Source organism: Fulvivirga sedimenti, assembly GCF_020328055.1.
In genome coordinates this window covers 59,683-79,030 of the sequence record NZ_JAIXNE010000002.1, presented here as the reverse complement: position 1 = coordinate 79,030, position 19,348 = coordinate 59,683, and the positions used below count along the sequence as shown (strand labels likewise).

The following is a 19,348-nucleotide window of genomic DNA, read 5'->3' as shown; positions in this document are numbered from 1 at the left end:
TAATCATGGATTTTAATAAACATACAGAAAAAGGCAACCTGATTCTGGATGAGGTGGCTGAACAGTTAGGAATGGAAAATAACCGGGATCTCGCGTTTCGCGTACTTAGATCCGTCCTCCATGCACTCCGTGAACGCTTGCCTATTCAGGAATCATTTCATTTGCTGGCTGAATTGCCGTTCATTATCAAGGCACTTTATGTTGATGGCTGGAAATATCATGAAAAGCCCAACAGGACAATCCGGGATACAGGAAGCCTGATCCGGGAAATGATCCATGAGGACTATCCCGCAGGACACCACGATTTCATGACCCTGAAAGATGGTGAAAACGCGCTGAGAGCAGTGATTACTGTACTAAAAAGACATATTTCAGCAGGTGAAAGTGCCGATATTGAAAACGCGCTGCCGGCGAACCTTAAGGGTCTTTGGCATGGAGCAATTGCCTGAGCAGGCTTACCATGAACCGGGACGATATTGATAACCTTATTCAAAAGGGCTCCTTTTCCTGTGCCTGTAATCAACCAGAGTTACAGGAAACGCATATTTCCTGGATAATCCTGTGCGATCAGGATGTTTTCAAAATCAAAAAGCCAATCCATTATGATTTTCTGGATTTCTCAACACCGGAACAACGAAAATATTTCTGTCAGGAGGAAGTCCGACTGAACAACCGGCTTACTCAGGGTATTTATTTAGGGGTTGTTACAGTAAGCAGATTACAGGATCGATTTGCTATTGGTACATCCATGGGAGAAACCATTGATTTTGCCGTTCACATGAAGCGACTGCCCGATCAGCGCCGTATGGATTTGCTTCTCACACGAGGAATGGTTGGGGATCAGGATATTTTTGCCATTGCAGATCAGCTAATTACGTTTCACTCGAAAACCACTCGATTCGACAATCAGGATACGGAGGGGTTACTGGTAAAGGTTAATGCCATTCAGCAACACGAGCAGTATGTAACGCAAAAATTGGGAGAGGAATATGGGATTATCATCAGGCAAATGATTGATCTGAATACCCGTTTTCTGAATGAAAATCACCTGATGCTTCAGGAAAGGGGGCATTCTGGATTTGTCAGGGACTGTCACGGTGATCTGCATTCCAGAAATATTTTTCTGGCCGAAAGACCCATAATTTTTGATTGTATTGAATTTAACCCGGACTATCGTCGCATAGATCTTCTGAATGAGATCGCTTTTTTCTGTATGGACCTGGAGTCATTCGGCTGCCGTGAACTCGCTGAAGTCTTTCTTGAATATTATAACACAAATTACCCGATCTGCAGAAACGAAAGGGAATATGCCCTCTTTGTTTTTTACAAAGCCTACCGTGCCAACGTCCGCGCAAAAGTAAATCTTCTGAGAGCCATCAGCGATGCTCATAATGATGCTTATTTGGGCGAAGCTGCCCGATACCTGGATTTAATGCAGGGTTATTCGAAAGAACTGGGCGCAATTAATGAACGCTGAAATAATCCCTTATCTGAGCACGGATCTGGTTTTCGGTTAGAGAATCCAGCGGAAGATTATCTTCTACTTTACCCTTTAGTTTATGGTCTTCATTGATTGCCTTTTCAAGATGCTTGCGGGTTTCTGCAGGCCCCATTATAACAATCTTTTCGGCATGTTGTAATGCTGATATGATATCGGTAAAGTATTTTTTCTCCTGTTGTTTTTTCCGTTCAAGGTAGGTGCTTTCGGATGTCGCATCCTGGAACTGGTATGGTACCTGTGTCCCGTACCCACCTTTTGGATTATATTCTTCAATATCTGATTGGATTGTTATGAAATCATCCTTACCCAATTCAAAAATGTAGGCTTTCCTGGAATCAAGCCAAACACCATACTGTCTCTTTGCAGGTTTCATAATCGTAGTCTTAATAGTCTATTGGAAATGTTAGAATCGGTACCCTTGCGTGGAGCACCGTCTTTCTTGTTGTGCTTCCTTCAAACAAACGTTGAATGAATGAATGTTTTTCCGGACTAAGGACCATCAGTCCCATGTCATGATCTTCGGCATAAAGGTTCAGAGCATCAGGTACATTTTCCGCTTTGAGGTTAATGAAGTGATGTGGCACATCTTCAAGCTGACCTTTCAGCCATAATATGGAATCAGATGTGGCAAATGTAAGATCCACATGTTCTGAAGAAGAAACATGAACTATGTACAATTCGGAATTGAATTCCCTGACTATTCTCTTGAGGAAGGATAGCAGATAGATATTTTCTTTTTCCCGTAATTCAACAGCCAGCATGATTTTATTCAGGCTGCTGACTTTGCAATCTACGGGAACGGTCAGAACTGCACATTTTCCCTTTTTGATAATGTCATAGGCATTGCTGCCGAACACATCACGATCAAGCCAGGACATATCATTTTCCATTCCCATAACCACCAGGGAAATGCCGTCCTTTTCTATTCTGTGCAGAATTCGCTCAGTAGGAAATCCTACCTCAACAACCGTTTCAACGGAACCCATGCGTTTCTCCCTGATGGAAGACCGGATTCCGTCAAGACTTTTTTGAGCATCTGTGATCATCTGATCATAATCAGCCACAAAAGCAACATCGCCACCGACAGGTTCCAGAATATGCATGAGCATAACCTTACCATCCAATGCATCGGCCAGCTGTTCTGCTAATGTAACGGCCCGTTTTGAAGAGGGAGAGAAGTCTACTGGTACAAGGATTTTCATGGTCTTTTAGGTTTATTCCGGGATTGCTAATAAAGGAATGTCGGTATGAAACACCATATTCTTGGTTTCGCCTCCGTCAAAAACACGGTCAAACAATTTATGCTTCCGTGGGATCATGGCGAGAATGTCGATATTCTTTTTTGAACAGTAGTCGTTCAGAGATTCTTCAACATCTGTTCCGACGATAAGATGATAATGATGACGGTAATTCTTAAGATACCTGTCGTACTTCATCGCTTCTGTTTTTTCCTTTTCATTAAGATTGGCAGACTCTCCAACATGAACAATATGAATGTCGGCACCATCAATGCCGGCAAGCAGTTTCACCGGCTCCAGCATTTCTGCCATAATCGGTTTATAATCCCCGGCCAGTGCAACATGATGTATTTCATCAATCTGGGAGCCTTGTGGAATTACAAGGACGGGAATTTTACTTGTACGAACTACGGAGTACGCATTACTTCCCATGAGCACCTCGTATATTCCACTTGTACCCTTGGTGCCCATGATGATGAGGTCTGCTTCTTCCTCTGCTGCCAGGCGTGCGATCTCCTTGTCAACTTCACCAAGACGAGTGATATGCCTGTGTGGTATATTCCTGAGATCAGATATTTCCTTTTGAAGCCGTTTGAATTTCTTTTCCAGATCAGGATCCAGCAAGTCGTCTTCAAAATGTGAATGCTCATTATCCTGAAGAATCATTTCCTGTTTTACATAAAATAGAATGAGTTCACTTTTTAAGTGTTTTGAAATGTGAACTGCACTATTCAAGGCATTCATTGAACAACGCGAAAAATCAACAGGTACGAGAATTCTCTGGGCATCCATAACAACATTATTTTATCCGGAACTATTTCTTCCGGAGGTTCAAGATCGTTCGGAAGAAAATAGCATTTTTTAGATGGTATTAACCATGACTTGATTCAACCTGACAAATGATGTTAATCAGTCTGAATCATTTGTTGAGCCCGATAGCAATAAGTGATTACAATCAAAGCCGAACTTGAGTAAGGTCATAACCTATGCAACAGTTATTTCGGTACCTTCCATAACGATGTGGGACCAATTTGACTATTGGAAATTTCTTGCAGGTCTGGGCATTTTTCTATTTGGAATGTCGCAGATCGAGGTAGCGCTGCGCACGCTTGCAGGCAGGTCTTTTCGTGTATTTCTTCGCAATAATACCAATACCCGTATCAAGGCGATCCTTGCCGGAATTGTCATCACTGCACTTCTTCAAAGCAGCTCGGTGGTATCATTGATGACCCTGGCCATGGTAGGTGCAGGAATAATGACCATGACGAGCGCGCTGGGTATCATCATTGGATCGAACCTGGGCACAACACTGAAAGGCTGGATTGTAGCAATCTTTGGATTTAAATTCAGCATTGAAAGTTTTTCCCTGCCCATGCTTGCCATTGGTGGCATCACTTATCTGCTTCTTGGCAAGTATGAAAAGCCCTCGAATATCGGTCGCCTCCTCATCGGGTTTGGATTCATGTTTCTCGGACTTGATTTTATGAAGACCAGCATTGATTTTCTGGCCCAAACCTTTGATCTGTCGCCCTATGCCAATTATGGCCCGGTAGTTTTTCTGTTGGTAGGATTCATATTCACCGCGATAATTCAATCCAGTTCTGCCACGATGGTAATTACCTTAAGTGCGCTGAACAGTGGCATCATTACATTCCCTGCTGCTACAGCCATGGTGATTGGCGCTGATCTGGGTACCACTATTACTGCTCTGATAGGAGGTATGCCCGGTATCCCTATTAAGAAAAGGGTAGCCCTCGGGCACTTTCTCTTCAACCTTGTGACGGATATAATAGCCTTCATCTTTATGGTACCCATCACCAATTTTATCACGAAAGTACTAGGGATCGCCGATCCACTGATGGCAGTTGTGGCGTTTCATAGCTCGTTTAACCTGATTGGGATACTGATTTTTGCACCAACACTTTCATATTTCGCCCGGTTCCTTGAAAACCGTTTTAAAAAGTCAACACCATTCATGGGCAGATTCATTCACCAAATCAGCTCATTTGAATTATCCGAAGAAGCCATTCAGGCACTAAAGAACGAAACGGGCGGACTTCTTGAAGATGTAATACAATTGAATAGGCTGGCATTCAAACAGGTTCATTCGAGCTTCTGGCAGGGCAGGGATGCATTTAGCAAGCAGTACCTTCAAGTCAAACAGCTGGAGTCCGAAATTTTTGCCTTTTACAACAGTCTACAGCAGGAAAAGCTCCAACCGGAAGAATCTGTGCGACTCAATCAGATAATGCTTGTGGTTCGCTATGCGCTTCATTCCGCCAAGAGCCTGAAGGATATAGAGCCGAATCTACGGGATTTCGAAAATGCCGGCATCGACTCGTTGATGAATCTCTACCAGGCGTTCAAGTCAAACTCAGGCCAATTTATTGAACATGCCGTTATCTTTTTTTCTGCCACAGCGCATGACATGGAAATGCTGATTAAACTAAGTGCTGAAATTCAGAAGAACTACGACGACATACCATTGCTCATTTCTGAAAAGAAATTTCAAAAAGAGGTTCCACCGCTCGATATTTCTACCGCCCTCACAGTAAACCGGGAAATGTATTCTACGCACAGATCCCTCATTCTGGCGCTAAATCATTTCATTATGCCAAACGAATTGGCACGAGAATTCGCTAACATGGGAATCATAGGCAAATGAATAAGAATAAAACCATAGAGAATCCCTTCGCACTATCCATTGAGGATACACTGAAGGCTTTAGCTGTTACATCGGAAGGTCTTACAGACGCTGAAAACGAAAACAGACTGGAACAATATGGATATAATGAATTGCCAGGTTCCTTCGAAACTCCCAGGTGGCAGATATTACTTCGACAGTTCAAAAGTCCGATCGTTTACCTGCTTTTAATTGCAGCCGTCATTTCATACTTCTTTGGAGATATTGCAGAGTCCATTGCCATTGCCTGTGTGATCCTGCTGAACAGCGGTATCGGTTATACCCTGGAATCACAGGCCATCCATTCAATGCAGGCCCTGCGTAAGCTAGATAAGACATTTTGCCAGGTGAGAAGGAACGGCGAGTTAATAACCATAGAGTCACGTTTGCTAGTTCCGGGTGATATAATTCAGTTGCAGGCCGGAGACATGATTCCGGCTGATTCCCGCCTCATGGAAGATCAGCGACTTGAAGTAAATGAAGCCAGCCTTACAGGTGAATCAGTTCCTGTAGTGAAACAATCTAAAATTGTACTGGAAGAGGGTACATCATTGGGAGACAGGGTGAATATGCTCTATAAGGGCACCTCTATTACAAAAGGTAATGCGGTTGCCGTGATTGTTCATTCCGGAATTGATACCGAGATAGGCAAAATTTCTCAAATGGTTGAATCGGCAGATAAAGACGAAATACCGTTGAATGAAAAGCTGAATCAGTTTGGAAAAAAACTGATCTGGCTAACACTGGGGCTGATCCTCATTTTTATAGCTACCGGCTGGATTCGCGGAAATGAATTTTACCTGATCCTGGAGACAGCTATAGCACTTGCTGTGGCAGCCATTCCGGAAGGCCTGCCCATTGTGGCAACCATTTCACTTGCCCGCGGTATGATGCTGCTTTCACGCGAGAATGTGATCATTAAAAAATTGGCTGCGGTTGAAACACTTGGTGAAACAGACGTTATCATAACCGATAAAACCGGAACACTTACGGAAAATCAGCTGGTGGTACATACCGTCGTCCCTGTGGCCGATGATGGGGAAGTTTTGCAACTGCTGATGATGTCTGCTGTTTTATGCAATAATTCATCCATTTCTCAGGATGGAGACCTTCAGGGAGACCCGGTAGAGACAGCCCTATGGGATTACTTCAGAAAGGAAAATCCTGCGGATTTTGAAAAAATCAGGGATGAATGGAAAGAGGTGGATGAATTACCCTTTGATAGTGATATTCGGTATATGGCTAACCTTTACAAGCACGGGGAACAGTTTCTTTCGGTCGCAAAGGGAAGTCCGGCAGAATTGCTCGATAAATGTGTGTCTGCCGGGGACCACATCCCCATTACCGACGAATTTCTGGATGAATGGAATCAGCACACAGAACAATTGGCAAGAGAGGGTCTGAAAGTGCTGGCATTCGCAGCACATCGACATACAAAGGAGCCATCCGGCATTGATGCGGATCTTCACTTTCTGGGTCTGATTGGTTTTCTCGATCCTGCCAGAAGTGATGTGGAAAATTCTGTTATGGAATGCCATAAAGCCGGTATAACAATTATAATGGCCACAGGGGATCATCCTGCCACTGCAGAGGCGATCGCCCGGCAGATTGGACTTGGTTCCGGAGAATTAAAAATCATACACGGTTCAGATCTGGATAAAACTGAGGGGGCTCAATGGGAATCGATGGTTGAAGGTGCCCACATATTCTCGCGCGTTACTCCCTATCAGAAACTGCAGCTGGTGACCTACTATCAGGATAATGGCCATATTGTGGGAATGACCGGAGATGGCGTGAATGATGCCCCGGCACTAAAGAAATCTGATATAGGAATCGCTATGGGCAAACGGGGTACGCAGGTGGCAGAAGAAGCGGCAGACATGATCATTCAGGATGATGCATTTACATCAATTGTGAAAGCCATCCGACAGGGGAGGATCATTTTTGGGAATATCAGGGACTTTATAATTTACCTTCTCTCGTGTAACCTCACAGAAATTATGGTTGTGTCCATTGCGGCCTTTCTTTCCACTTCGTTACCGTTGCTTGCCCTTCAAATTCTTTTCCTGAATCTTGTTACCGACGTGTTTCCAGCGCTTGCACTGGGAATGGGTAAAGGAAATGAAAGGGTGATGGAACATCATAGCCGGGATCCCAATGACCCCATCCTGGATCGCTCAAGCTGGATATCAATATTCATGTATTCGGCAGTTATGACCCTGACTATCCTGGCGGGTTATTACTACAGTGTACATTTTCTCTCAGATAGTTACGCTGAAGCCAATACGATCGCATTCTTCTCACTGGCCCTGGCTCAGTTGATCCACCCGTTTAATCTTACCAGCTCAGGCGATTCCTTCTTCCGGAATCCAATTTTCAGGAACCGCTTTCTCTGGATCGCCATTGTGCTTTGTTTGATTCTTCTGGCAATAGCACTCTTGGTACCCTTCCTAAACGAAATCCTCAGCCTGGCAATGCCTCAGCCCAGGTCCTGGCTGATTATTTTGTTGGCAAGTGCTGCTCCATTGTTTATCATCCGGATAATAAAGAAAATAACGAAATCATGAATGATCAGGACTATACTGTCATTAAAGCTTCCGGCGATAAAGTAAAGTTTGATGCCAATAAACTAAGAAATTCATTAAAGCGAGCAGGGGCTGATGTACTACTGGCAGATGAGGTTGTAGAATACGTAATGAAAGGTATGCATGATCTTATTACGACGAAGGAAATCTATAAGCAGGCTTTTCGGTATTTGAAAAAACAGCAGAACAGTACCGCAGCAAGGTATTCACTGAAGTCCGCCATACTGGAGTTAGGACCTGCAGGATATCCCTTTGAGGGATTCATGGCTAAAATACTGGAAAATAACGGTTATGAAGTACAGACCAATCTTATTCAAAAGGGCAAATGCGTTACGCACGAGGTCGATGTTTTTGCGCAAAATACGGAAAAGGTCATATTCATGGAGTGTAAATATCACACCGATCAGGGAAGGAAATCAGATGTTAAAACCTCGCTTTATTTCAATTCCCGTTTCATCGATATTGCCGGCGGACTATCGGACGAAAACAGGAAAAAAGAGGGCTGGCTCGTGACCAATACCCGTTTTTCAGAAGATGCAGAGAAATATGGCCGGTGCTCGGACCTCAGGCTTGTTTCCTGGGGACACCCTAAAAAATATTCTTTGAAAGATCTGATTGAGTCCAGCGGATTGCATCCGGTAACCTGCCTTACAACCATTGCCAGGGCCGAAAAACGTGCACTGATCGACCTGGGAATATTGCTGTGTTCAGAACTTATAGCCCAACCCAATGTGCTCGACCGTGTGGTAAGAAGTAAACAGAGGAAAGACCGAATCATAGAAGAAGCCGAAGTATTATGTCAGAAATAATCAATAAAACAGACCGAAGACCTCTTTACAAGGAGCTTGGCATAGAGACCCTCCAGGAGCATATGATCTTCATTCGCAAGGACAGTGAGGTTTGTGTTTCTGAAGGCTTTGAAGCCCTCACACGTGTTCGTGTGAAGAGTGATAAAGGATCGCTGGTTGCCAGTATACAGATGGTGACGTCAGAATCATTGCTGAAAATTGGCGAAGCAGGTTTATCGAATGGTGCTGCACAAATGCTCAAGGTAAAGGAAGGTGACTTATTAGAAATCAGTCATTTAAGTGATATCAAGTCCTTACGCCATGTGCGCTCAAAAATTTATGGGAAAACACTGGACTTCGGGGCGATGACGGAGATAATTCAGGACATTGTGAAAGGGCGGTATGCGGCAGTTCATCTGTCGGCATTCATCACCGCATGTGCAGGGGATTCACTGTCGACCGATGAAATAATCGCACTTACACGTGCTATGGTGGATGCAGGAGACCGGTTGAAATGGAAAAAGTCGGTAATTGCCGACAAGCACTGCGTTGGTGGTTTGCCGGGAAATCGTACGACTCCCATTGTGGTTGCCATCGTCGCAGCTGCCGGAATCACTATACCAAAAACATCTTCACGGGCAATCACGTCACCTGCGGGTACGGCAGATACAATGCGTGTGATGACGCAGGTCGGACTGGACCTGGAAGAGATTCAGCGGATAGTCTATTTGCATAATGGCTGCATTGTTTCCGGTGAAAATCACCTGAGTCCGGCAGATGATACACTGATACGCGTCGAAAGATCGCTGGATATCGACAGTGAAGGTCAGATGATCGCCTCTGTTCTCTCAAAGAAAACCGCTGCAGGCAGCACACACCTTATTATTGACATTCCTGTTGGATCAACGGCTAAGGTTCGGAGTGAATCAGATGCTGAACGTCTAAAGTATTATTTTAAAGTTGTAGGGAAGGAACTTGGGTTTGTTCTCAAGGTTCTGATCACTGATGGCAGTCAGCCCATTGGTCGCGGTATCGGGCCCGCACTTGAAGCGCATGACGTCTTAGCGGTACTGCGGAATGATCCCCAGGCTCCCGGGGCATTAAAGGAAAAGTCTATTCAGCTCGCAGGTGAACTTCTTGAGCTGGTAGATCAGGAGCTGAAAGGAAAAGGCACAGATGCTGCCCGGCGAATTTTGGAATCAGGCGAGGCACTAGACAAGTTTATGGCAATTTGCATGGCTCAGGGGGGATTTACTGAACCTGGAATTGCCAAATATACCAGGAACATTTACGCGGAAAAGTCGGGAACGATAACTGAAATAGACAATCGTAAACTGGCCAGGATAGCCAAGCTGGCTGGCGCTCCTTCAGACCCGGAAGCTGGTGTTTGGTTTGATGCACCACTAGGGCGAAAAGTGCATAAGGGTGACCTGCTTTTTGTGATCCACTCCCAATCTACCGGTGAGCTGGATTATGCACTCAATTTCTTAAAGACAGAAGATCATGTTATCACAATTGCCTGAGAAACACATTCTTGCCAGTTTCCCGGGCTATGAGCATTCTGCCCGGGAAATTTCAGCTATGCTGGGCATTCAGCTAATACAGCTTGAAATCCGTCATTTTCCTGATGGGGAAAGTTACATACGCTTTCCGACAGACCTTAATGGCAGGTACCTCTGGATCTATGGCTCGTTATTTCCCGCTAATGACAGGATCATTGAGCTCATGCTCATTTGTAAAACAGCGAGAGAAATGGGTGCCGAAACGATCAGTATTATCACACCTTATCTGCCCTATATGCGGCAGGATATTCGATTTCAGTCGGGAGAGGTGATCACAGCTTCAATAATGCAGCAGTTTATTTCCCGAAGGATAGATGAGCTTATTTGCATTGAGCCGCATTTGCATCGGATAACAGACCTGAATGATCTATACAAGGGGAAGGCACGTGTACTGAGAGCAACCGGCATTGTTACAGACTGGATTAAACGGAATGTTCCTGACCCGGTTCTGATCGGACCTGACAGTGAAAGCAAGCCCTGGGTTTCTGCGATGGCTGATAAACTGGGCTGTCCCTATGTAGTGCTTGCGAAAATGCGGCAGGGAGATTTTTCGGTTTCTATTGATCCGCGTGGATTGGAATTGGCCGGGACAAGACAACCGATTCTTGTGGACGATATTCTTTCAACAGGAAGGACAATGAAGCAGGCAGCTTCAACAATATATAATCAGACGGGCCGGAAGGTCATCTGCATTGGTATCCATGCAATATTTGCCGGGGATGCAGAGCGGATTTTACATGATGATGCCATTCTTCGAGTGGTTACGACAAACTCTATTCCCCATGAAACCAATGAAATCAGCATTGATGCAATGGTTGCATCCGTTCTTAAAAGTGAAATTCAGCGTTCAATTTAAAACGGATTAATATCATTCTTTTCACAATTCTTGTAAATTAGGTTGCTATCTAACGAATAATCAATGAGTCAATTTATATTAACTGATAAGGCGCTGCAAAATAAGCTTGATCCTTCTCAGTTGCTTACGGCAGAAGATTTCAAACAACTAAAAGATAAAGATACCCTCAGGAAGAAGCTTAGGGATCGCAAACGCGACATAAGCAAAATAGAATTCAATATTCACTATGAGGAGCAGTTGAGGGATCTTCAGATAGAGCTGGTGAAATTACAGGCTCATGTGATCGCCAACAATTTAAGGGTGGCAATCATATTTGAAGGAAGAGATGCCGCGGGAAAAGGGGGTGCCATCAAGCGGTTTGCAGAACATCTGAATCCGCGTGCTATGCGGGTTGTGGCGCTTTCAAAACCTACCGATCTGGAGCGCAAGCAATGGTATTTTCGCCGGTATATAGGAGTAATGCCCAATGCAGGTGAGATCGTATTTTTCGATCGCAGCTGGTATAACAGGGCTGTGGTGGAACCGGTAATGGGATTTTGTAATGAAGACCAGTATCGTCAGTTTATGCGGCAGGTCCCGGAGTTTGAACATATGCTTTTTGAAGATGGGGTCATTGTAATTAAATTCTGGTTTTCGATCACCAAGGAAGAGCAGGCTAAAAGATTTCAGGCAAGGGGTAAGAATCCGCTGAAGCAGTGGAAACTGAGCCCGGTAGATCAGAAAGGCCAGGAATTATGGGATAAGTATACCTACTACAAAGATCAGATGTTCAGCATGACGCATACTTCGTTCAGTCCGTGGATTATCGTAAAGACTAACAAGAAAAAAATAGCGCGGCTTGAAAGCATTCGTTACGTCCTTTCTCAGTTCGAATACGATGGAAAGTCTGATACGAATGCACTCATATTGCCGGATCCGAATCTTGTGAACCGGTATCATCGCTCTGTTACATCCTTTGACAGTTAATAGTTATGGAAAAGAACCGATTAAAGCCGCTTGAAATAAAAAGCCTGAATTCAAATTCAGCCTTAATGCACATGCTGCAACAGTCCGGGAATGTATCCCCCGAAAAGGCACTCAGGTTTGTGCTTTACGAAAAGGAACTTGAAAAACTACAAGTGCGGCTTATTGCCTTGCAGAACTGGATTATTAATCACAGGAAAAGACTTTGTATTCTTTTCGAGGGAAGGGATGCAGCCGGGAAAGGCGGTGCGATCCGCAGGATTACACATCATTTGAATCCACGGCACTACAGGGTAGTGGCCTTACCTCAGCCCACTGAAATTGAGAAGGGGCAGTGGTATTTTCAGCGTTATATCCAGCGGCTGCCGAATCCGGGTGAAATAGTTTTCTTCGATCGGAGCTGGTATAATCGTGCTGTGGTCGAACCGGTTAACGGTTTTTGTACACCCGAAGAATACCAGCGCTTCATGAATGAGGTGAACGCCTTTGAAAAGATGATTACCAGCGACGGAATTCACCTGATTAAATTTTATTTTTCGATCACAAAGGAAGAACAGGCACTGCGTTTCGAAGATATCCGTAAAGATCCGCTGAAAAGGTGGAAGCTGTCTCCTGTAGATGAAAAGGCCCAGGAACTCTGGCCTGTTTATACGGAATACAAGGAAAAGATGTTTGCTGAAACAAATACAGAAGAAAACCCCTGGATCATCATAAAGGCAAACAAAAAGCCAAGAGCGCGAATGGAGGCAATCCGTTACATTCTGGACGCAGTACCCTACGTGAAAAAATGAAAACCATTAATATCTTAGAAAAATTCGGAAAATTCACCCATCAGTGGCACCCGCATATTATTGCCGAGTTGAACGGCCAGCAGGTAAAACTTGCCCGGCTGTCCGGCAGTTTTATGTGGCACAGTCATGAAAATGAAGATGAACTCTTTATGGTAATTAAGGGTGTACTGTATATGAAGTACCGTGATTCTGAAGAAGTAGTCCGTGAGGGGGAATTGATTGTGGTACCTAAAGGTGTTGAACATTATCCCTATACAAAAAATGACGAGGAAGTTTGGGTTTTGCTCTTTGAACCGGCATCCACATTGCATTCGGGAGCAATTGAATCGGAAAGAACCATAAATAACCAGGAGTGGATTTGAAGTCAGACCGGATCGAAGAGCTCATCCGAATGCTGGAACTCATGCCTCATCCGGAAGGGGGTTACTACAGGGAAACTTACAGGTCACAGGATCTGATGACTCCGACCTGGACATCAGACCAAAGGAATGTTTCAACCGGGATTTATTTCCTGCTTACTTCGGGTAATTTCAGTGCTTTTCACCGAATCAAGTCGGATGAGATGTGGCATTTCTATGAAGGCGGAAGCATGACGGTGTATGTGATTGATCCAAGGGGTAAACAAACTGAAATAGTGCTTGGAAGGGATCTTTCCAGTGGTGAATGTTTGCAGGCAGTTGTTCCGGCCAATCACTGGTTCGCATCAAGGGTAAATGACCATACCGCTTTCAGCCTGGTAGGATGTACGGTGGCACCCGGATTTGATTTTCATGATTTTCATCTTGCAATACGTGAGGAGTTAATAGCGGAATTTCCGCAACACGAGCATTTGATCACATCGTTAACAAGGTAAGGACATGAGAAATTGCTCTTCAGGAAAAGTCTGTCATGATAACCGTACAATAGCCGAGGAAGAATTGGTGCGTGTACTGGCGAAGTACGGGGAACGAGCGGGTAGTCCGAATGGGATCTATCTTTGTGAAATTTGCGGATTCTACCACCTTACATCCAGTAGCCGGGAGACCGGTTACATCCACACACCGGAATTCCGCGAACGAATCCGAAGAGCCGCACTGGAGAATGATTGGGATGATCGCTGGAAATAAGTCTTTCAAACACTTTACTAAACCGGTTGTTTCTTGGACATGGATAAAAAAGTAATAATTATCGGTGCTGGTATTTCCGGGCTGGTGGCCGCCATCGAACTGGAAAAAAGAGGATATTCGCCATTGATCCTTGAAGCGGATAGCAAGGTCGGTGGCAGGGTGCAGACCACTGTGCGTGACGGTTTTTACATGGACCATGGATTTCAGGTGTTACTTACCAATTATCCGGAGGCACGGGAATATCTTGACTTTGATGCGCTGGACCTCCAGTATTTTGAGCCTGGCGCTATGATATTCGGAGAAAATAAAACAACCACATTGCTTGACCCGCGAAGGAACTGGGCGGCGGCCATTCCAATGCTTTTTTCCGGGATCGGAACACTTTCAGATAAATTGAAAGTGATAAAACTTGCGTCACGGGTGACATCCCTTTCTATCTCCGAAATATTTGAACAGCCTTCTGTTGCCACAATCGATTTTCTTAGATCCTATGGTTTCTCAGAGCGCATTATCAGCCAGTTTTTTAAACCATTTTTTGCCGGGATATTTTTGGAAAATGAGCTGGAAACCTCCAGCCGCATGTTTCAATTTGTTTTCAAAATGTTCGCAGAAGGAAAAGCTGCCATTCCTGCTGAAGGGATTCAGGCCATCCCCGGGCAGTTATCAGATAAACTAAAGAGAACCGAGATTAAATTCAATGTGAAGGTCGATCAGGTCGAACCCGGGATTGTGAGTGCCGGGGATCAGACATTTGAATATGACGATCTGATTATTGCTACACATCCGGCAAAAATCCTGAACGGCCTGGGGCATGAAAGAGCTGAATTTCATGAGGTGACCAATTTCTATTTTAGCGCCGAATCCTCGTCAATTGGAAAGCCGTTAATCGGACTTTTGCCGGGCGAGGACCGACTGGTCAATAATTTTTGTTTTATGACGGATATTTATCCGGGATATGCACCCGCTGGAAGTTCGCTTCTATCGGCTACGGTCATTGGGCCGGTCGCAGACACATCTTCGTTTTCTGAAAGGGTACGTAAGGAGATGGAAGATGTTACCGGCCGTCGTTTAAAGGAGGTCGGGGTATTTACGATTGCTCAGGCTCTTCCCGTTATTGACGATATGCAATGTTTCATACAGCCAACGGAAGCTAAGATACAGGAGCATATTTTTCTTGCAGGAGATCACCTTCTGAATCCATCGCTGAATGCCGCCATGACCAGTGGGCGAATTGCAGCAGAGGCAGTTGCCAATTCAAATTATTAGAAATAGATCCTGAACATCACGTTTGGCGTAAATCCAAGTGCATTCTGCCTGATCTCTTCAATTTGGTCGTTATCATCGACCCTGTAAAATATATTGGCGGTATTGGTTCTGTCCAGAATATTCCACACAGAAATGCCAGTCTCCGCACGCACTTTTCCGCCGAGACTGAATTTATAAGCCGCAGAAGCATCCAGCCGAAGATAATAGTCGAGCCTTGAATTATTGACCGATTCAAAGGTAATTTGTCTTGCAGGCCCGATCTCAACGGGTCTCGAGTAAGGCTTCCCGCTGTGCCAGTTAATCCCAGCTGCAATTTTGATGCTGGTTGTTTCAAATGACAGTCCGGATGAAACCGTATGCCGGATATCCAATGTGTTAGGGAAGGAGGAAGGAGATAGAGAGTCTGAAGAAAAAGTGTTTTCACCAAGGGTATAGGTGATCCATGAATTCCAGTTCTCACGACGATAATTCAATAAAACATCCACGCCACGTACCTCATATTCTCCTGAAATGCGGTCAAACTGATATTCATTCTGGAAGCCCTGACTAGCGGTGGTTACACCTTCCACATATTTGTAGTAGGCAGAGGTGCGCACAATGAAATTATCTGTTTTAAATTGAACACCAGCTGATGCCTGGCTGCCAATAATTACCGGAATGTCTCCGTCATTGGCCAGAATCCACCTTCTTTTTTCCACGCCCAAAAAATCTGTCTGGTAATCAATTACCTGGGCCAGCGTTTGCGACTTACGTTCTCCCGCAATTTCAAGAAAGAGCTGTCCGTAGATTTTCTGTCTAAATGAAAAGCGTGGCTCGGGGATCCACCGGTTAAACTTGTCCAGATAATTCACCCGCCCGCCTGCGCGCAGCCAGGTATTTTTACTGGATGACTGATAGGTAATGTCGGCATATCCGGCATGTGTGCGCAATACACGTTTTACATATCGCCTGAATTCCGGATTGTTAAGGTCTTCCAGGTTACTTACCCCAACTTCGGTAAAATGATATCCGGCCTCCAGAAGGAGATTGGGATTCAGTGCATAACGCAGATCAAATTTCAGACCTGTATCAAGTACGTCGTTTTCCTGGATAAGGCGCTGATTATTGAATATGTCATTATTTGTGGCGCCCAGTGAATAAGACGAATAATACATTCGTCCCCTTAAAGTCAAATCGCCCGTGATATTCCTTGAAACATCCAGTCCAAGAGCAGTGCTCTGCTGGTTCAGGCCGCTGATTCGGGTTTCTTGCTCGTTACCTACCAGCGCACTCTCTTCATAGGAGATCTCATTGGCTGCACGCATGAAGTTAATTCTGATTGGCGTCTTTTTATCGGGATTAGCCAGGATTTTTACAGAGATGTCATTAAACACGAAGTCTTCCTGTTTTGATACCAAACTCGTGTCACTACCGCCGGTAATATCCGAATTTTGAAATGCCCTTTCATAGTATGACCTGTAGGTGGGGGATCTTACAAGGTCGGCAATCGATCTTCTGGCAGAAAGGAGTACTGACAGTTTATTCGGAATGATCGGAACATGTGCAAATACATCTCCGCTGATCATATTTATTCCTGCACCACCGCTAAATTCATCGGCGATGGTATTTTCCGTTCGTATATCTAATGTACCTGAAACACCATCGCTATACCAGGAGGGGGTTCCGTTCTGAATGAGGCTTACCTCGTTAGTGAGGTACGGGTTGAAAGATGTGATCAGGCCAAAAAAATGGCCGGTCTGATACATGCGAATGTGATCCCACAAAATAAGGTTCTGATCATGTGTGCCTCCCCGGATATTGATGTCACTTACCAACTCCTGAACACTTTGAATCCCGGGAAGGGTCTGAATCGACTGCAATACATCCGGATCTATGAGCCCCGGCAGCATACCCAGGCGCTGACCGGACACCTTGTAAATTCCTCCTGCGGTAAGGTCGATTCCTGCTGTAAGATACTCACGAATAACAATTTCATCCAGGGTAGTCACCGAAGGAGTCAGCTGAACAGGGTTACAGGAAGTCAAACTATCTGCACTTCCTTCAAATGCAATGTATCCCAATGATCGGATCTGTATGATCGCATCCGCCTGAACTTCCATTTGAAAATTTCCATTGCTATCGCTCGTGGTGAATTTATCGCCTGCAACAATGGAAGCAAAAGGTATCGGTTCACCTGAAATGCGATCCATGAGTTTGCCGCAGATGCGTACTAGTTCAGGTTTTTTGTCAGGAGCTCTTTTTATCGCAATAAACCTGTCATCAATCTTTTCAAAGACCAGCTTTGTTTCCGAAGAAATATATTGAAGGACTGCATCTAATGATTGTGAATAGTCGGGTGTCTTACAGGAAAGATTCACAAGTATGGAATCGGCATACGAAAACGAAACGTCAAATTTCTGTTCTGTTTCCTGGAGAATCAGTCGGAGGGGACGGCTTTCCGGATTATTCGGATCCTGGCCAAATGCCTGGAAACAAAGAAGAAAGCCTGCAAGTACCAGTGGGTAATACTTTAGAGCAGTCAAGTTATTTTATAATCACACGATTCTCTGATATTTCAAAATTCAAATCCAGCGGGATACAAACAGCCCGTAGTGCCAATTCAAGGTTTTCATGCGTAAAGGCACCCGTAAATACGATATCGCGTTTCTGGTTATTCAACTCAATTTCAATATCAAATTGTCTGGACAGCTCATCAACAACAGCAAATAACGGAACACTCTTGAAGTGGCTTTCCTCATAACGTTGTATGCCATTTCGAGCCGGTTCCAGTTCAATCTTATCAAGTGTCAGTTGGCCATTAAAAACACGAACTCTTTCCCCGGGTGTAAGCAGCTCAGCTGTCTTTCCTCTTATAACGGATACCTTTCCTTCATAGCATGTCACTTCGAAATAATTATCGCGTGAACGAATGTTGAACTCAGTTCCGACGACCCTGATGATCCCGTTGGATGTGTTCACGTCAAAGACTGATCCCGGAATTACATCAAAATATGCTTCTCCCTGCAGGTTCACAGTCCGTTGCGCCTGCCATTCGTTTTTACTATAGCTAACAGATGATTCAGCATTCATATCTACCTGCGTTGAATCTGGAAGATAAAACGACAACGCCTCTCCGGCACGCGTCTGATATTCTGTGAGCGGGTTATTGAAAAAGACAGCATATGCGCTGATCAGCAGCAAAACAGCCGCTGCCACGCGGAATACAGGCAACAGCCAGCGTTGTTTTGAAGCTTTGCGGTGCTGTTTCGATTGTAATACTGAAAGTTGTTCCTCCACATTAAATTCAGGGGCACGAAAATTTGAAAGTGCCTTCATCATGCGCTGAAGTTCTTCCCAGTCGCCTGAATCAATAAGAATTTGCTTGTCCGCATCGGTCAGCTCATTCCGCAGCCATTTCTGTATAATTTCCTCGTTTTTCATGGTATTCTGGTTATATAACCGGCGGAGGTTCGGGATTCCTACCCTCATCATCACTTTTTTCGAGAAATTTTCTGATTTTTTTCAGGGCGCCGTAGATTCTCTTCTCAACTGCCTTTCTGGATATATTCAGCATTTCTGCGATTTCCTTATGCGATTTATCCTCAATTCTGTTCAGTAAAAACGCAACCCGCTGTTCTTCACTCAGCGAATCTATCGCAGCTTTGAGCCGGTCACTGTATTCACTTTCTTCCATTTTATAGTCAGGTGATTCCTTGTCGATATGCCTTAAATCTGCCTCATTCCTGTATTTGAGAGCTGTTTTAGCGCGGTCCAGGTCATTAAGCATTTGGTTATTCGCCACTGTAAAAAGAAAAGACCGGGCCTTTGAAGGAGGTACCTTTGCACAATTATTCCATAATTTCAGGAAAGCTTCCTGTACAAGATCTTCGGGATTCCGGTCTGCACCGAACTTATAATAAAGGAACTGATACAGATCTTTCGAGTATTTCCGAAAAATACCATTAAAAAGCTCTTCCTTACAAACACCGGATTCTTCTGCCATCAGGATAATTTTGCTACCAATTTAAAA

Annotated in this window: 19 protein-coding genes; 13 read left to right on the top strand and 6 right to left on the bottom strand. The window is 44.5% G+C overall.

Translation table 11 applies throughout. The features are described 5' to 3' along the window. Nucleotides 1-5: 5 nt before the first annotated feature. Both LDX50_RS06670 and LDX50_RS06665 read left to right on the top strand, forming a co-directional pair. Nucleotides 6-449, top strand: coding sequence for a DUF2267 domain-containing protein (locus LDX50_RS06670; protein ID WP_225697657.1), 444 nt, complete (start codon nucleotides 6-8; stop codon nucleotides 447-449). After that, nucleotides 428-1,477, top strand: a complete 1,050-nt coding sequence (locus LDX50_RS06665) for a hypothetical protein (protein ID WP_225697656.1) — start codon at nucleotides 428-430, stop codon at nucleotides 1,475-1,477. The genes LDX50_RS06670 and LDX50_RS06665 overlap by 22 nt, the downstream gene beginning before the upstream one ends. Here LDX50_RS06665 and LDX50_RS06660 read toward each other — a convergent pair. Genes LDX50_RS06660 through LDX50_RS06650 form a run of 3 tightly spaced genes read right to left on the bottom strand, consistent with a single transcriptional unit; the run spans nucleotide 1,464 to nucleotide 3,531 of the window. Further along, nucleotides 1,464-1,874 (bottom strand): hypothetical protein, encoded by a 411-nt coding sequence (locus LDX50_RS06660; RefSeq protein WP_225697655.1) that lies wholly within the window; start codon nucleotides 1,872-1,874, stop codon nucleotides 1,464-1,466. The two genes, LDX50_RS06665 and LDX50_RS06660, sit on opposite strands and share 14 nt — an antisense overlap. Before the next feature lie 10 nt (nucleotides 1,875-1,884). Further along, on the bottom strand, nucleotides 1,885-2,703 hold the full coding sequence (locus LDX50_RS06655; RefSeq protein ID WP_225697654.1) for a universal stress protein: 819 nt from the start codon (nucleotides 2,701-2,703) through the stop codon (nucleotides 1,885-1,887). A gap of 12 nt (nucleotides 2,704-2,715) precedes the next feature. Beyond that, on the bottom strand, nucleotides 2,716-3,531 hold the full coding sequence (locus LDX50_RS06650) for a universal stress protein (protein WP_225697653.1): 816 nt from the start codon (nucleotides 3,529-3,531) through the stop codon (nucleotides 2,716-2,718). Nucleotides 3,532-3,706: 175 nt separating this feature from the next. On the opposite strand from LDX50_RS06650, the gene LDX50_RS06645 reads away from it, so the two are divergent. From LDX50_RS06645 to LDX50_RS06595, 11 genes are all read left to right on the top strand, one after another. Then, entirely contained in the window at nucleotides 3,707-5,404 is a 1,698-nt protein-coding gene (locus tag LDX50_RS06645; RefSeq protein ID WP_225697652.1) for a Na/Pi cotransporter family protein, read from the top strand. After that, on the top strand, nucleotides 5,401-7,989 hold the full coding sequence (locus tag LDX50_RS06640; RefSeq protein WP_225697651.1) for a cation-translocating P-type ATPase: 2,589 nt from the start codon (nucleotides 5,401-5,403) through the stop codon (nucleotides 7,987-7,989). Before LDX50_RS06645 ends, LDX50_RS06640 begins: the two co-directional genes overlap by 4 nt. Next, nucleotides 7,986-8,816, top strand: a complete 831-nt coding sequence (locus tag LDX50_RS06635) for an ATP cone domain-containing protein (RefSeq protein ID WP_225697650.1) — start codon at nucleotides 7,986-7,988, stop codon at nucleotides 8,814-8,816. Before LDX50_RS06640 ends, LDX50_RS06635 begins: the two co-directional genes overlap by 4 nt. Then, nucleotides 8,804-10,318 (top strand): thymidine phosphorylase family protein, encoded by a 1,515-nt coding sequence (locus LDX50_RS06630; RefSeq protein ID WP_225697649.1) that lies wholly within the window; start codon nucleotides 8,804-8,806, stop codon nucleotides 10,316-10,318. Before LDX50_RS06635 ends, LDX50_RS06630 begins: the two co-directional genes overlap by 13 nt. Further along, the gene (locus LDX50_RS06625) at nucleotides 10,299-11,213 is read left to right on the top strand and encodes a ribose-phosphate diphosphokinase (RefSeq protein WP_225697648.1); all 915 of its coding nucleotides are present in this window, start codon (nucleotides 10,299-10,301) and stop codon (nucleotides 11,211-11,213) included. The genes LDX50_RS06630 and LDX50_RS06625 overlap by 20 nt, the downstream gene beginning before the upstream one ends. 63 nt (nucleotides 11,214-11,276) lie before the next feature. Then, the gene (gene ppk2, locus LDX50_RS06620; protein ID WP_225697647.1) at nucleotides 11,277-12,179 is read left to right on the top strand and encodes a polyphosphate kinase 2; all 903 of its coding nucleotides are present in this window, start codon (nucleotides 11,277-11,279) and stop codon (nucleotides 12,177-12,179) included. 5 nt (nucleotides 12,180-12,184) lie between these two features. Next, nucleotides 12,185-12,967, top strand: a complete 783-nt coding sequence (gene ppk2 / locus LDX50_RS06615; protein ID WP_225697646.1) for a polyphosphate kinase 2 — start codon at nucleotides 12,185-12,187, stop codon at nucleotides 12,965-12,967. Further along, nucleotides 12,964-13,329: a cupin domain-containing protein gene (locus tag LDX50_RS06610; protein ID WP_225697645.1), complete on the top strand. Its 366-nt coding sequence runs from the start codon at nucleotides 12,964-12,966 to the stop codon at nucleotides 13,327-13,329. Before ppk2 (LDX50_RS06615) ends, LDX50_RS06610 begins: the two co-directional genes overlap by 4 nt. Then, nucleotides 13,320-13,820, top strand: a complete 501-nt coding sequence (locus LDX50_RS06605) for a cupin domain-containing protein (protein WP_225697644.1) — start codon at nucleotides 13,320-13,322, stop codon at nucleotides 13,818-13,820. Before LDX50_RS06610 ends, LDX50_RS06605 begins: the two co-directional genes overlap by 10 nt. Nucleotides 13,821-13,824: 4 nt before the next feature. After that, nucleotides 13,825-14,073 (top strand): hypothetical protein, encoded by a 249-nt coding sequence (locus tag LDX50_RS06600; RefSeq protein ID WP_225697643.1) that lies wholly within the window; start codon nucleotides 13,825-13,827, stop codon nucleotides 14,071-14,073. A gap of 39 nt (nucleotides 14,074-14,112) precedes the next feature. Continuing rightward, nucleotides 14,113-15,339, top strand: a complete 1,227-nt coding sequence (locus tag LDX50_RS06595; protein WP_225697642.1) for a protoporphyrinogen/coproporphyrinogen oxidase — start codon at nucleotides 14,113-14,115, stop codon at nucleotides 15,337-15,339. On the opposite strand, the gene LDX50_RS06590 is transcribed toward LDX50_RS06595, so the two are convergent. The 3 genes from LDX50_RS06590 to LDX50_RS06580 are packed head-to-tail and all read right to left on the bottom strand — an operon-like array spanning nucleotide 15,336 to nucleotide 19,321. Then, a complete protein-coding gene (locus LDX50_RS06590; protein WP_225697641.1) occupies nucleotides 15,336-17,861 on the bottom strand; it encodes a TonB-dependent receptor in 2,526 nt (841 codons plus the stop codon). The genes LDX50_RS06595 and LDX50_RS06590 overlap by 4 nt on opposite strands. Before the next feature lies 1 nt (nucleotide 17,862). Beyond that, nucleotides 17,863-18,759: a FecR family protein gene (locus LDX50_RS06585; protein WP_225697640.1), complete on the bottom strand. Its 897-nt coding sequence runs from the start codon at nucleotides 18,757-18,759 to the stop codon at nucleotides 17,863-17,865. A gap of 10 nt (nucleotides 18,760-18,769) precedes the next feature. Further along, a complete protein-coding gene (locus LDX50_RS06580) occupies nucleotides 18,770-19,321 on the bottom strand; it encodes an RNA polymerase sigma factor (protein ID WP_225697639.1) in 552 nt (183 codons plus the stop codon). Between the last annotated feature and the right edge of the window lie 27 nt (nucleotides 19,322-19,348).

Excerpts from the sequence above, each read along its gene's own strand:
- LDX50_RS06580 (WP_225697639.1), bottom strand. The coding sequence starts at position 19,321 with ATGGCAGAAGAATCCGGTGTTTGTAAGGAAGAGCTTTTTAATGGTATT.
- LDX50_RS06635 (WP_225697650.1), top strand. The coding sequence starts at position 7,986 with ATGAATGATCAGGACTATACTGTCATTAAAGCTTCCGGCGATAAAGTA.
- LDX50_RS06670 (WP_225697657.1), top strand. The coding sequence starts at position 6 with ATGGATTTTAATAAACATACAGAAAAAGGCAACCTGATTCTGGATGAG.
- LDX50_RS06655 (WP_225697654.1), bottom strand. The coding sequence starts at position 2,703 with ATGAAAATCCTTGTACCAGTAGACTTCTCTCCCTCTTCAAAACGGGCC.
- LDX50_RS06640 (WP_225697651.1), top strand. The coding sequence starts at position 5,401 with ATGAATAAGAATAAAACCATAGAGAATCCCTTCGCACTATCCATTGAG.
- LDX50_RS06650 (WP_225697653.1), bottom strand. The coding sequence starts at position 3,531 with ATGGATGCCCAGAGAATTCTCGTACCTGTTGATTTTTCGCGTTGTTCA.
- LDX50_RS06595 (WP_225697642.1), top strand. The coding sequence starts at position 14,113 with ATGGATAAAAAAGTAATAATTATCGGTGCTGGTATTTCCGGGCTGGTG.
- LDX50_RS06610 (WP_225697645.1), top strand. The coding sequence starts at position 12,964 with ATGAAAACCATTAATATCTTAGAAAAATTCGGAAAATTCACCCATCAG.
- ppk2 (WP_225697646.1), top strand. The coding sequence starts at position 12,185 with ATGGAAAAGAACCGATTAAAGCCGCTTGAAATAAAAAGCCTGAATTCA.
- LDX50_RS06625 (WP_225697648.1), top strand. The coding sequence starts at position 10,299 with ATGTTATCACAATTGCCTGAGAAACACATTCTTGCCAGTTTCCCGGGC.
- LDX50_RS06660 (WP_225697655.1), bottom strand. The coding sequence starts at position 1,874 with ATGAAACCTGCAAAGAGACAGTATGGTGTTTGGCTTGATTCCAGGAAA.
- LDX50_RS06585 (WP_225697640.1), bottom strand. The coding sequence starts at position 18,759 with ATGAAAAACGAGGAAATTATACAGAAATGGCTGCGGAATGAGCTGACC.
- ppk2 (WP_225697647.1), top strand. The coding sequence starts at position 11,277 with ATGAGTCAATTTATATTAACTGATAAGGCGCTGCAAAATAAGCTTGAT.
- LDX50_RS06600 (WP_225697643.1), top strand. The coding sequence starts at position 13,825 with ATGAGAAATTGCTCTTCAGGAAAAGTCTGTCATGATAACCGTACAATA.
- LDX50_RS06630 (WP_225697649.1), top strand. The coding sequence starts at position 8,804 with ATGTCAGAAATAATCAATAAAACAGACCGAAGACCTCTTTACAAGGAG.